Source organism: Olsenella sp. An290 (genome assembly GCF_002159535.1).
In the GTDB taxonomy this organism is placed as follows: Bacteria; Actinomycetota; Coriobacteriia; order Coriobacteriales; family Atopobiaceae; genus Thermophilibacter.
The window spans coordinates 1-12,398 of the sequence record NZ_NFIU01000017.1 but is presented as its reverse complement, the minus strand read 5'-3'; the positions used below and the strand labels follow the sequence as shown (position 1 = coordinate 12,398).

Genomic DNA, 12,398 nt, shown 5'->3' with positions numbered 1-12,398 from the left:
CTCCATACTTATGCGCAAGAATGTGCCCAACACAGGCCCCCTACGACAGGAGCTGGCATGGAGTTTGGGTCCACGGTCACCAAGCTGCGCGAGGGGCACGGCTGGTCGCAGGCCAAGCTGGCGGAGAAGGCAGGCGTGAGCCAGGAGACCGTCGCCGCGTGGGAGAGCGGCCAGGAGTTCCCCGGTCAGGAGCAGCTGCTCTCGCTCGCCATGGCCCTCAAGGTCAAGATTCCGCGCCTCATCGAGAAGGACGAGGAGCTCATGGTCAAGGTCATCGAGGGGACCGAGACCTACGAGACGGCCGTCATGGGCGTCGTCTCCGTCGTGACCGCCGCCTGCGCCCTCGTCCTCATTGCCCTCTCCCACACCGACCCGGACGCGCTGCAGATCGCCATCCGCGTCACCGAGGCCGTCCTGATCGTGGGGCTGCTCGCCCTCGTCTGGCAGCGCCGCGGCCCGCGCGCGCAGCGCGCCAAGGCGTTCCGCGACGCGCTCGAAGCGGCCGACGGCTCCCAGACCGCCTTCGTCATCAAGCGCAAGGCCGGACGCAACACCGGCAACGTCATCATGCAGTTCGTGCTCGGCGCGATCATCGCCGTCACGCTCATCGTCCTCTTGGGCATCATGGTGCCCGAGTCGCGCCTGCCCTGGGTGATGCTCTAGAGGCCAGAGAGGCTCACCCTCGCAGCATCGGCTCCAGGTAGCGCGCCACGTCGGCCTCGTCGCACGGCGGGGCGACGTGGTCGGCGGCTGCCTTGACCTCGAGTGACGAGTTGCCCATTGCCACGCCGTCGCCCGCAGCCACAATATGGACTGAAGGTCGATTTTGCAGAAAGAAGCGGGGAGGGCGGCTGTGCCGCCCTCCCCGCTTAGCTACTTGAGGCTGTTCAGCTGCGCAAGCTGCTCGTCGCTCAGGTGGATGGGGCCAAAGTCCTCGCCGGTGCGCGTGGGGTCCGTGGGGTTCTCCAGGCGGAAGCCCCCCTCGCGGTTCTCGCGGTAGTTCTCCTTGGCCACCGAGATCATGAGCTTGATGCGGTTGAGCTGGTTCACCTCGGAGGCGCCGGGGTCGTAGTCCACGGCCACGATGTTGCTCTCGGGGTGCATCTGGCGCAGGCGCTTGATCACGGACTTGCCGACCACGTGGTTGGGCAGGCACGCAAACGGCGAGCAGCACACGATGTTGGGCGTGCCGCACTCGATGAGGTCGACCATCTCGGCCGTGAGGAGCCACCCCTCGCCCATCGTGTTGCAGAGCGACAGCACCTGCTCGGCCTTGGCGGCCAGCTCGAAGATGTCGGGGTACGGCTGGAAGCGCGTGGACTTCTCGAGCATCTTGTTGATGGGCTCGCGGAAGCCCTCGATGAGCTTGATGCCCGCCATGTGCGTGAGGCGGCTCGTGGCCTTGGTCCCGAGCTCGTCCTTCATGTTGATCGCGTTGGTCATGCCAAAGAGGAAGAAGTCCACGAGCCCCGGCACGTTGGCCTCGCACCCCTCCTGCTCAATGACCTTGACCACCTGGTTGTTGGCCGTGGGGTGGAACTTGACGAGAATCTCGCCCACCACGCCCACGCGCGGCTTGGAGCGGTCGTTCACGAGCGGCAGCGCCTCGAAGGCGTCCACCGTGCGCTGGCAGAGCTCGTAGAAGCGCTTGCGCGAGGGCGACGCGGACGCGATGAGCGCCTTGGCGTCGGCCATCATGCGCTCGTAGAGCGCGTCGGCAGCTCCCGGCTCGGCCTCGTAGGGGCGGCAGCGGTAGAGCAGCTGCATGATGAGGTCGCCGTAGAGCAGCGCAAAGACCGCCTTGGAGAGGATCTCGGGCTTGAAGATGCTGAAGCCGGGGTTGTCCTCGTCAAGACCGGACGCCGCGGTGAGGGAGATCACCGGGATCTCCGGGTGGCCGGAGTCCTTGAGGGCCTTGCGGATGAGCGCGATGTAGTTGGTCGCGCGGCAGCCGCCGCCGGTCTGGGTGATGATGACCGCCAGGCGCGAGAGGTCGTACTTCCCGGAGAGCACCGCCTCCATGATCTGGCCCGTGACCAGGATCGAGGGGTAGCAGATGTCGTTGTTGACGTACTTGAGGCCGGCCTCGACGGCGCCCTGGTCCACCGACGGCAGCAGCACCACGTTGTAGCCCGCGCTCTTGAGAAGAACCTCGAGCAGGTCAAAGTGGATGGGCGCCATCTGCGGGACGAGGATGGTGTAGCCCTTCCTCTGCATGTCCTCGGTGTAGCGGACCTTCTCGAACGCCGCGCTCTCCGCCTTGCGGTAGACCGGCACGCGGCCCTCCGGCGTGGTGCGGGAGCGCTCGAGCGAGCCGTCGGCCTGGAGCACGTCGATGGGCTCGACCTCGCGGATCGCGCCCTGGCTCGCCGCGCGGCGCAGGCCCTCGCGCTGCTCGGCGAGCGCGGCCATGAGCGAGCGGATGCGGATGCGCGCCGCACCCAGGTTGGACACCTGGTCGATCTTGAGGACCGTGTAGATCTTGCCCGAGGCCTCGAGGATCTCCTGGACCTGGTCGGTGGTGAGGGCGTCAAGGCCGCAGCCAAACGAGAAGAGCTGGATGAGGTCGAGGTCGTTCCTGGAGGCGACGAAGCGCGCGGCGCGGTAGAGGCGGCTGTGGAACATCCACTGGTCGACCACGCGGATGGGGCGCTCGGGCCTCATCTTGTGCGCGACGGAGTCCTCCGTGAGCACGGCAAAGCCGAAGGAGTGCACGAGCTCGGGAATGGCATGGTTGATCTCGGGGTCGTTGTGGTAGGGGCGGCCGGCGAGCACGATGCCGTGGCCGTCGTGGGCCTCGATCCAGCGCAGCGCGTCGTCGCCTGCGCGGTGCATGGCGTCCTTGAAGTCGAGGTCGGCCTGCCAGGCGTAGTTCACCGCCGCGTCGATCTCGGAGCGGGTGATGCGCTCGCCCCGCACGCGGCCGCGGCCCTCGGCGGCGTCCTTCTCGCGCTGGACGCTGACGAGCTCGTAGAGGCGACGCTTGAGCTCGCGCTTCTTGTCGTAGGGGATGAAGGGCGAGAGGAACTCGACGTTGCCCGTGGCGAGCTCGTCGACGTTCAGGCCCAGCGCCTGCGGGTAGCTCATGACGATCGGGCAGTTGTAGTGGTTGGTCGCGCCGTCGTCCTCCTTGCGCTCCCAGCGGATGCAGGGCATCCAGATGAAGTCCGGGTCCTTCTTGAGGAGGTTCATGAGGTGACCGTGGGAGAGCTTGGCCGGGTAGCACACGGACTCGGAGGGCATGGACTCGATGCCAGCGTCATAGGTGGCCGCCGAGGTCTGGTCGGAGAGCACCACCGAGAAGCCGAGCTTGGTGAAGAACGCGTGCCAGAAGGGGTAGTTCTCGTACATGTTGAGGGCGCGCGGGATGCCCACGGTGCCGCGCGGCGCGCTCTCGGGGTCGAGCACGGGCCGGTCAAAGAGCAGCTTGTTCTTGAACTCAAAGAGGTTGGGCGCGTCGCTCTTCTTGGCGCGGGAGCCGCCGGCGCCCTTCTCGCAGCGGTTGCCCGTGATGAAGCGACGGCCGCCGCCAAAGTCGTTGATGGTGAGCAGGCAGTTGTTGGAGCAGCGGCCGCAGTGGACGTTGGTGTGCTTGACCTTGAGGCTGTCGATGTCCTCACGGGAGAGGATCTGCGAGGTGCCCGCGGCGCCGGCGCGGTCGCGGGCGAGAAGGGCCGCGCCATAGGCGCCCATGCAGCCGGCGATGTCCGGGCGGATGACGTTGCGGCCGGTGAGCTTCTCGAAGGCGCGCAGGGTGGCGTCGGACATGAAGGTGCCGCCCTGGACCACGCACCACTGGCCGATCTCGTCGAAGTCGCGCAGCTTGATGACCTTGAAGAGGGCGTTCTTGATGACGGAGTAGGAAAGGCCGGCCGCCACGTCGCCGATGGTCGCGCCCTCCTTCTGCGCCTGCTTGACGCGGGAGTTCATGAAGACGGTGCAGCGGGAGCCCAGGTCCACGGGGCTCTTGGCGGTGACGGCCGCCTGCGCGAAGTCCTGCACGGTCATGTTCATGGACACGGCGAAGCTCTCGATGAAGGAGCCGCAGCCCGACGAGCACGCCTCGTTGAGCATGATGTGCTCGATGACGCCGTCCTTGACCTGGAGGCACTTCATGTCCTGGCCGCCGATGTCCAGGATGAACTGCACGTCCGGGACAAAGGCCTTGGCGCCGCGCAGGTGCGCGACGGTCTCGATCTCCCCGGAGTCCGCGCGCAGGGCCTCGATGAGGATCTGCTCGCCGTAGCCGGTGGTGGTCACGTGGCCGATCGCGCAGCCCGCGGGCAGGCGGTCGTAGATGTCGTCCATGATGCGGCGCGCGGTGCCGAGGACGTCGCCGTTGTTGTTGCCGTACCAGGTGTAGAGGAGCTCGCCGGACTCGCCCACCACGGCGCACTTCATCGTGGTGGAGCCGGCGTCGATGCCGATGAACACACGCCCCTGGTAGCTGGCGAGGTCGCCCTTGGGGACCACCTGCTGGTCGTGGCGCTCCTTGAACTCCTCGTAGTCCTTCTCGCCCGCGAAGAGCGGCTCGAGGCGCGCGACCTCGGAGCCCTGGGTGTCCTTGAGCTCGGCGAGCAGGCCGATGATCTCGTCAAAGGTGACGCGCTTGTCGGACTCCCCGGCAAGGGCCGCGCCCGTGGCCACGAAGAGGTGGGCGTTCTCGGGCACGATCCGGTGCTCCTCGTCGAGGTCGAGCGTCTCGTAGAAGCGGTGGCGGAGCTCGGAGAGGTACTGGAGCGGGCCTCCGAGGAAGGCGACGTAGCCGCGGATGGGGTGGCCGCACGCGAGGCCGGAGACCGTCTGGTTGGCCACCGCCTGGAAGATGGAGGCGGCGATGTCCTCGGGGCGCGCGCCCTCGTTCAGGAGCGGCTGGACGTCGGACTTGGCAAAGACGCCGCAGCGCGAGGCGATCGGGTGGATCTGCGTGGCGCCCTTGGCGAGCTCGTTGAGGCCCGCGGCGTCGGTGTGCAGCAGCGAGGCCATCTGGTCGATGAAGGCGCCCGTGCCGCCGGCGCAGGTGCCGTTCATGCGCTGCTCGATGCCGTTGTCGAAGTAGATGATCTTGGCGTCCTCGCCGCCGAGCTCGATGGCGCAGTCGGTCTGGGGGATGAGCGCCTCGACGGCGCGCTTGGAGGCGATGACCTCCTGGACGAACTCGAGGCCAAGCCAGTTGGCGAGCAGCATGCCGCCGGAGCCGGTGATGGAGACGCGCATGGGGGCGTCGCCGACCACCTTGCGCGCGCCGGCGAAGAGCTCCTTGGCCGTGGCGCGAATGTCGGTGTGGTGGCGCTCGTAGTTGGCGTAGACGAGGTTGTCGTTGTCGTCGATGACGGCGAGCTTGACCGTGGTGGAGCCCACGTCGATGCCCAGGCGCAGGCGCGCGTGGGAGAAGTCGGCGGGGTGGGCCGGGGCGAGCTCGGCGCCGTTCTGCCTGAGCTCGAGCGGGCGGCGGGCGGCCTTCTCGGCCTGGATGGAATCGGCGGTCTTACTCATTAGTTGTCCTCCTTGGAGCACATGACGGCAAGCGCAAAGCTCGGGATGTCGAGGTCGATGGGGTTGTCATAGAGGTCGCCGGGGCGCACGAACATGAGCGCGGTCATGAGGCGGGCCATCGTGGGCACGCTCTCGCGACAGCCGGCGTCAAGCCAGCGCAGCAGCACGCCCACCTCGGCCGAGATGGCAAAGGTGAGGTAGTAGTCGAAGAGCGGGCCCAGGGCGCGCAGGTCGAGCCCGTCGAGCGCCCGCAGGCCGATCACCTCGTGCGCGAGCGCCTTGATGCGCTCGGCGAAGGCCGGGTCTCCCCCGTTGCCGAGGAGCGGCCGCAGGTAGTCGCCGCGCTCGCGCACGCAGGCGAGCAGCTCCTGCGCACCGGGCGCGGGCTCGCCGCGGTCGAGGGCGGCACGCAGGTCGTTGAGGTGACAGGCGGCCAGGCGCGCGAGCGGGGCGTGGAGCTCGGCGAGGGTCTCGTCCTCGATCTGGCGAACGAGGTCGGGGATGTCGCGGAAGTGGGAGTAGAAGGTGCGCCGCGTGACGCCGGCGCGCTCGGTCACCGCGGTGACGGTGACGCGGGAGAGGTCGCCCGTGGCGTCGATCTCACGGGCAAGGGCATGGCGCAGGGCGGTTCTTGTCCGAACGCTGCGCCGGTCCGTGCTGAGCACGCACTCCTGCATGGGGTCCCTTCGTCGTGTCCGGGGGGCGGGTGCCGGGTCGCCGGGCGGGTGCCGGGTCGCCGGATGCCCCCGTTATTTCACAGCCTGCGTAGTATTGCACAACCTGTGCAGAAAGCCCGCGTCGCCAGGCGTGGCACAAGTTCTCCACGGGGTCGTAACCAGGCGCGGCCGCACCGGGACAGACGCGGGCAGCAGCGCAAGGACGGGGCGGCACGGGCCTGCGGCGCGAGGTTCTTCTCGCCAAGGTTCTTCTCGCCCGGGCGCAGGCCGAGGGCCTCCCGCCTCGTCCCGCGCCCGGGTACGTACACTTTCGCCGGTTACGTACACTCTGGCCGGTTACGTACACGCCGGACAGCTCGCTTTTTGGTTTCTACTTATATTTTTGCTGGTAGAGAGCGCGCAGGTGAGTGTACGTACCCGGCCGGAGTGTACGTAACCGAAAAGCGTGTACGTAACCGTTCGGAATGTACGTACCCGGAGGCCCGTCGAGGCTCGGCAAGGCTCGGCGGGCAAATTGAGGCCAAACGCCAATCTGCGGGCCGGGCGAGAAGGACCTGCGGACAGAAATGTGGGGATATCGTGAAAGGCTTCGACCCGGCCGTTTGACCCGACGGGTCGACTACCTCGCAATTCTTTCTAATTTGATATATAACTGCCAGATAGACGGCAGATTCGTGTAAGTGCCTACCGCTACACTTGGCCATCATGATCACCGTCTGCGACATATCCGCCCTCTCCCGGTGGGCCGAGAAGGACCTCGCGCGCCGCCTGGGACCGCCCCTCGAGCAGCCCGAGGGCTGGTCGCTCCCGTGCGCCAGCTCCCTTGACGAGTCCGTCCTGCGCGCCGCTCGCCTCGAGGCGACTCCCGCCCGGCCGCTCCACATCCTCGTCTGCGCGGAAGACCGGCGCATCCGGACGCCCGTGCTGCGCAACCACATCTGGTCGACGCCGCTCCCTGCCGGTGCGCTCTACCAGCTCACGCCCGAGGTCCTTCTTGCCTCGCCGCGCTTTTGCCTGCAGCAGATGGCGCCGCGCTCAAGCCTTGCGCGCACTGCCTCCATCGCAACGGAAATCTGCGGCACCTATGCTCGCTCGCCCCGGTCCCCTGAGGGCTTTTTCCGGCGCGCGCCGCTCGATACCGCCCGTGACCTGCGCACATACTTTGACGCAGCGCGCGGCTACGGGGCCGGGCGGGTCCGCGAGGCGCTGCCCTACGTGGTCGACGGGTCGCGCTCGCCCATGGAGACCGTCCTTGTGCTCGCCCTCGTCCTGCCCGTCGAGCTGGGCGGGTGCGGCCTGCCCCTTCCCGCCCTCAACCAGCGCGTCGAGATTCCGCCCGAGCTGCAGCTGGCGCTGGGGAAGCCCTACGTCACCGTTGACATCTGCTGGCCAGGAACCCGAACCATCCTCGAGTACGACAGCTACCGCTGGCACACCGCGCCGCGTGCGCTGGACAGCGACGCGAGCCGCTCCGAGGGCCTGCGCGACCTGGGGTGGATGGTCCGCTCGGTGACCGACGGGCTGCTCGAGGACGACGCGGCGCTCAGGCTGCTCACCGACCGGGTCGCGGCGCGCTTTGGACGCTCCCTCCCCCATGACGACGACTTCATCCTGCTCCGTCGCAGCCTCGTCAACGAGCTCATGCGCGTGTAGCGCGAGGGCCCGGGCAAGGTGGCGCGCGGCGCGCCCGGGCCGCGTCCGACGTCGCACGGTCCAGGTACCCTCCGGACGCGGAAACGCTCCCCACGTGCCTTTCCGGTTACGTACGCCTTGGCGGGCTACGTACGTTTTCTCCGGTTACGTACACTCCGGTCGGTTACGTACACTCAGCCCTAAAGCTCTTACCAGCATTAATATGAAACGCAACCAATTTTAGGGCCGTTTTCCGTGTACGTAACCGGCCGGATTGTACGTAACCCGCCAAGGTGTACGTAACCGGAAAGAGGGGGCGCGCGACGGGCGAGAAGAACCTCGCGGCCCACACCGCGCCCGCGCCCGGGCGCGGCGCTACCGGGCGTTCGCGCGCCAGAGGTGCCAGAGGCCGCGCAGCGTGAGGGTATCGTCCACGCGGACGTCACGGCGCAGGAGGGCGGCCATGTCCTGGGCGCCGACGCCGGTCATCACCACGGGCGCCTCGGCACCGAGCTCGCCCATCACCGCGTCGAGCAGCCCGTCGATGCGCGCGACCTCCCCCAGGACCACGCCCGACTGCATCGCCGCGCGCGTGTTGCGCCCAACCACGGACGCCGGTGCGCGCAGCTCGATCATGGGCAGCCGCGCCGCCGCCTCGGAGAGCGAGCGAGCGCCCAGCGCCACGCCCGGGGCGATGATCCCGCCCGCAAACGCCCCGTCGGCATCCACGACCTCGAAGTTCGTCGTCGTGCCCAGGTCAACCACCACCACGGGCGCCCCATAGTCAGCCCGTGCGGCCACGACGTCGGCCACGCGGTCGGCGCCCACCTCGGAGGGGTCGTCGTAGCGCATCTTGAGGCCCGTCCTGAGGCCCGGGCCCACCACATAGGCGCGCCCGGAGCAGCTTGCGACAAGCGCGCGGCGCCAGACGTCGGCATGCGTGGGCACCACGCACGCAAGGATGGCGTCCTCGGGCGCAAGCTCCCCCATCATCGCAAGGGCCGAGCCCAGCTGCATGCGCGCCTCGTCAACAGAGAGCCGCTCGGGCGTCGTGAGCTCGCAGGTCCCAACGAGCTCCCCCGCCCGGAAGAGCCCGAGGCGCGTGTGAGTGTTGCCCACGTCCACCGTCAGCACGTTCTTCTCGCGCGCGTCCCTCGTGCCGTGTGCCATGCCCATGCGTCCTCCAACTTCGCCCGGCCGGGCCCCCGAACGGCCCAGAAGCCCCGAGCAAAAACCAATTGCTGCCCGTATACTGTAGCAGTCCGCAGAAACCCGACTCCCCGCACGGGGGAGCGGATATTCGAAGGAGACATATGAGCAAGAGCAGCTCGCGCGCCTCGTGGCGCGCCCAGCTGAGCCCCGTGGGCATTGCCATCGGGTGCCTTGGCTGCATCGTCATCACGGCGTCCTCGGTCTACACCGCCCTCAAGCTGGGCGCCCTGCCGTGGCCCACCATCTTCACCTCCATCGTCGCCCTCTTCCTGCTGCGCGCCTTCGGGCACCGCAGCCTCAACGAGGCCAACGTCACGCAGATCGTGATGTCGGCCGGCTCCATGGTGGCCGGAGGCCTCGCCTTCACCATCCCCGGCATCTGGATGCTCGGCCTTGCCGACGAGGTCAGCTGGGTCGAGATGCTCGTCGTGGCGCTGGCCGGCACGCTGCTGGGACTTGTGTGCACGGCGCTCATCCGACGCCGGTTCGTCGAGGAGTCCGGCCTCGAGTACCCCATCGGCACCGCCGCGGCCGAGACGCTCATCGCCACCAGGACCGGCGGCGCCATGGGCCGGAGGCTCTTCGGCTCGATGGGACTGGCGGGCCTGTGGTGCGTGGCGCGCGACGCGCTCGGCTGGATGCCTTCGCTCTTCCTGCAGCTTCCCATCCCAGGCGTGAGCTTTGCGATCTACAACTCCCCGCAGATGCTCTCCATGGGCTACCTCGCGGGCGGCATCGGCGTTCTCTTCTGGTTTGCCGGCGCGATTTTTGGCAACTTCGGGCTCGTCGTGGGCGGCTCGGCGGCCGGCCTCTGGGACGTGACCACGGCGCAGGGCATCGTCTCCAGCCTGGGCATGGGCCTCATGATGGGGTCGGGCCTCGGCGTGGTGCTCAAGGACATCCTCCCGCATGCGGCGGCGCTCCTTCGAGGGCGCGGCGCGTTCGCAGGTGAGGCGGAGGGCGAGAAGGACGACGCGGGGGACCTCCGGTCCAGGCGTGACTTTGGCGCGCTCGCGCTCATGGTCGCCGCCGCGGCGCTTCTCGTGTGCATCGGGCTTGGCCTCGGGCCGGCCGTGACCGTGGTGGTTGTGCTTCTCGCCTTTGTGACCACGGTCATGAGCGCGCAGTCCGTGGGACAGACCGGCATCGACCCGATGGAGATCTTCGGGCTCATCGTGCTTCTGGCCGTGGCGGCGTTCTCCGACGCCACGCAGGTGCAGCTCTTCTACGTGGCAGGCGTGGTGGCCGTGGCCTGCGGCCTCGCGGGCGACGTGATGAGCGACTTCAAGACCGGCAAGATCATCGGGTCGAGCCCGCGCGCCATGTGGGTCGGCCAGGCGGTGGGCGCGCTCCTGGGCACCGTCGTCGCCGTGGCCGTGCTGGTGACGCTTGCGAGCGCCTACGGCACCGACGCCTTCGGCGCCGGGAAGATGTTCGTGTCCACCCAGGCGAGCGTCGTGGCCACGATGGTCTCCGGCATCCCGAGCATCCCGGGCTTTGTGGTGGGGCTTCTCGCCGGCATCGCGCTCTACTGGACGGGACTGCCTGCCATGATGTTTGGCCTGGGCGTCTACCTGCCGATCTACATGTCGCTCACGGCGTCGCTCGGCGGGCTTGCCAAGTGGGCGTACGGGCGCGTGTGCGCCGCGCGCGGGCATGCCGAAAACGCCGAGGAGAACGGCACCGTCGTGGCGTCGGGCATCCTGGGCGGCGAGTCGATCGTGGGCGTGGTGATCGCGCTCGTGAGCGTTGCGACGGGAGGGGTCGCCGGGTAGCGGGGCCCCGGGGCCGGTAGGCGTGCCGGGGCCGTCGTTCTTCTTGCCCGGCGCGCGGGACCCCGTTCGTTGCCTGGGACGTATCGTTGCCCGGGACGTATAATGAAAGGTCGCACGCACCCAAACGACGAAAGGCGGCGCCGTGGACATCACCCCGCAGGAAGTGGCCGAGACCCTCTCGATGGTCTCCGAGCAGAACCTCGACCTTCGAACCATCACGATGGGCATCTCGCTCGCGGGCTGCGCGGACGAGGACATGGGCCGCATGTGCGACAAGGTCTACGACCGCATCACGCGCACGGCCGAGCACCTCGTCGAGACCGCCGACGACCTCGAGGCCGAGTACGGCATCCCCATCGCCAACAAGCGCGTCTCGGTGACGCCCATCGCGCAGATCGCGGCGGGCTGCGCCGACGAGGACCTCTCCCCGCTCGCGCACGCCATGGACCGCGCCGCCGAGGCCCTGGGCATCGACTTCATGGGCGGCTTCTCCGCGCTCGTCCAGAAGGGCATGGGCGCCACGGACCGCCGCCTCATCGCGAGCATCCCCGAGGCGCTGGCCACCACCGAGCGCGTGTGCTCCTCGCTCAACATCGCGTCCACGCGCGCGGGCATCAACATGGACGCCGTGCTGCTCTCGGCCGAGACCATCCTCGAGTGCGCGCGCCGCACCGTTGACATTGACTGCTATGGCGCCGCAAAGTTCGTGGTCTTTGCCAACATGGTTGAGGACTCGCCGTTCATGGCAGGCGCCGTACACGGCTCCGGCGAGGCCGACGCCGTCATCAACGTGGGCGTCTCCGGCCCGGGCGTCATGGCCGCGGCGCTGGCGGAGCTCCCGGAGTCCGCGAGCCTCATGGACGTGGCCGAGAAGATCAAGCAGACCGCCTTCAAGATCACGCGCGCGGGCGAGCTCATGAGCCGCGAGGCGTCGCGCCGGCTTGGGGTCGAGAAGGGCATCGTGGACCTGTCGCTGGCACCGACGCCGGCCGCGGGCGACTCCGTGGCCCAGATCCTCGAGATCATCGGCGTGGGCGAGTGCGGCGGCCCTGGCACCACCTGCGCGCTCGCGCTTTTGAACGACGCCGTGAAGAAGGGCGGCGTCATGGCCTCCTCCAGCGTGGGCGGCCTGTCCGGCGCGTTCATTCCGGTCTCCGAGGACGCGGGCATGATCCGGGCGGCCGTTGACGGCGCGCTCAGCCTGGAGAAGCTCGAGGCCATGACCTGCGTGTGCTCGGTGGGCCTGGACATGATCGCCGTCCCCGGGGACACGAGCGCGGAGACGATCGCCGGCATCATCGCCGACGAGATGGCCATCGGCGTGATCAACACCAAGACCACGGCGGTGCGCCTCATCCCGGCCATCGGTCGCGAGGAGGGCGACATGCTCGAGTTTGGCGGCCTCTTCGGCTCCGCGCCGGTCATGCCGGTGAACCGCTTTGCCGGCTCGGTGTTCGCGCACCGCGGCGGTCGCTTCCCGGCACCGCTCAACTCGCTCAAGAACTAGGGCCTCCGCCCAGGAAGCAGGACCCACGCCGGCCGGGCACTCCCCGGCCGGTTTTGTTTTGCGCCAGGACGGGGGGCGCGGGGCCGGGGAGTGCCCGGC

At 68.5% G+C, this 12,398-nt stretch carries 7 protein-coding genes; 4 read left to right on the top strand and 3 right to left on the bottom strand.

Annotated elements, in window-relative coordinates; genetic code table 11:
• Positions 1–57 precede the first annotated feature (57 nt).
• Positions 58–663, top strand: a complete 606-nt coding sequence (locus tag B5F84_RS08195) for a helix-turn-helix transcriptional regulator (protein ID WP_087322677.1) — start codon at positions 58–60, stop codon at positions 661–663.
• Between the two features lie 210 nt (positions 664–873).
• Here B5F84_RS08195 and B5F84_RS08190 read toward each other — a convergent pair whose 3' ends face one another.
• Positions 874–5,496, bottom strand: a complete 4,623-nt coding sequence (locus tag B5F84_RS08190) for a 2-hydroxyacyl-CoA dehydratase (RefSeq protein ID WP_087322674.1) — start codon at positions 5,494–5,496, stop codon at positions 874–876.
• On the bottom strand, positions 5,496–6,173 hold the full coding sequence (locus B5F84_RS08185; protein ID WP_087322671.1) for a TetR/AcrR family transcriptional regulator: 678 nt from the start codon (positions 6,171–6,173) through the stop codon (positions 5,496–5,498). The genes B5F84_RS08190 and B5F84_RS08185 overlap by 1 nt, the downstream gene beginning before the upstream one ends.
• Positions 6,174–6,869: 696 nt before the next feature.
• Between B5F84_RS08185 and B5F84_RS08180 the strand changes: the two genes are divergently transcribed.
• The gene (locus tag B5F84_RS08180; protein WP_087322668.1) at positions 6,870–7,826 is read left to right on the top strand and encodes a hypothetical protein; all 957 of its coding nucleotides are present in this window, start codon (positions 6,870–6,872) and stop codon (positions 7,824–7,826) included.
• A gap of 354 nt (positions 7,827–8,180) precedes the next feature.
• Here B5F84_RS08180 and B5F84_RS08175 read toward each other — a convergent pair whose 3' ends face one another.
• Positions 8,181–8,981: a type III pantothenate kinase gene (locus tag B5F84_RS08175; protein WP_239378322.1), complete on the bottom strand. Its 801-nt coding sequence runs from the start codon at positions 8,979–8,981 to the stop codon at positions 8,181–8,183.
• Positions 8,982–9,118: 137 nt separating this feature from the next.
• Between B5F84_RS08175 and B5F84_RS08170 the strand changes: the two genes are divergently transcribed.
• Positions 9,119–10,792 carry an OPT/YSL family transporter gene (locus B5F84_RS08170; RefSeq protein WP_087322665.1) on the top strand — a complete coding sequence of 558 codons (1,674 nt, stop codon included), beginning with the start codon at positions 9,119–9,121 and terminating at the stop codon, positions 10,790–10,792.
• A gap of 142 nt (positions 10,793–10,934) precedes the next feature.
• A complete protein-coding gene (locus B5F84_RS08165; protein WP_087322662.1) occupies positions 10,935–12,299 on the top strand; it encodes a PFL family protein in 1,365 nt (454 codons plus the stop codon).
• Positions 12,300–12,398: the final 99 nt, after the last annotated feature.